At 72.5% G+C, this 985-nt stretch carries 1 pseudogene; it reads left to right on the top strand.

The annotated features are described in order from the left end of the window. Positions 1-936: pseudogene (locus ACLEQD_RS44215) on the top strand (hypothetical protein); the annotation flags it as partial. Positions 937-985: the final 49 nt, after the last annotated feature.

Genomic DNA, 985 nt, shown 5'->3' with positions numbered 1-985 from the left:
CCGGTGACGCCCGCGGCCTCCGGCCCGTCCGCCGCGGACCTGGCGGAGCTGCGCAACCTGCGCGCGAAGGTGGCGGAGCTGCAGAGCGCGCTGGAGGACTCGCGCGGCCAGGCGACGCAGGCCGAGGAGCGCGTGCAGTCGCTGGAGTCCGAGCTCCAGGCGAAGGCGACGGAGCTGGAGGCCTCCCGCTCCACCAGCGGCAAGAGCGACAAGGACACCTTCGCGCTGCGTGACACCGTCAACAAGCGCGACAAGGAGATCCTGCGCCTCAAGTCGGAGCTGAACCAGAAGGACCAGGAGATCATCGAGCTGAAGGATCAGCACCTGGAGCTGGAGCAGAAGGCCTCCACCTCCGAGGAGGAGCTGAACCACCGCGACGCGCAGATCAAGACCCTCACCTCGCGCACGGAGCAGCTCACCTCGGAGCGCAAGCGCGTGGATCAGCAACTGGCCACCGCGAAGGAGGAGGCGCGCGGCGCCACCGCCAGGCTGGGCACGCTCCAGGCGGAGCTGGATGAGCACCAGGTCCAGGCCCAGGCGCTCCAGGGCGAGCTGGACAGCCTGCGCGCCCAGGTGGCCCAGCAGGACGCGGACCTCCAGGCGGCGCGCGAGGAGGCCGAGGGGCTGCGCGCGCAGGTGGAGTCCGCGCAGGGCGAGCTGGAGGGGCTGCGCGGCCAGCTGGAGCAGGCCCAGGCGGACCTGTCCAACCAGAGCGCCCAGGCCGCCACGGAAGCGGACGGGCTGCGCGCGCGCATCACGGAGCTGGAGCAGGCCGCGGTGCACAACGAGGAGCGCGTGACGAAGCTCTACGCGCGCATCAAGGGCGACGAGAAGCTGCGCGAGAAGACGAAGAAGGCGCTCGCCATCGCGCAGCAGCTGCTGGACGAGCCGGGCACCGCCGTGGGCGACGACGCCGACGAGGAAGCCGCGGCCTGAAGCACCGCCTGACGGGCCGGGGGGACGGCGCGGGCCCACCCGCCCTCCC

Origin of the sequence: Corallococcus sp. 4LFB (assembly GCF_046520365.1) — a bacterium.
Lineage (GTDB): Bacteria > Myxococcota > Myxococcia > Myxococcales > Myxococcaceae > Corallococcus > Corallococcus caeni.
Note: the sequence above shows the minus strand (reverse complement) of the source record. Positions and strands in the feature narration are given on the sequence as shown.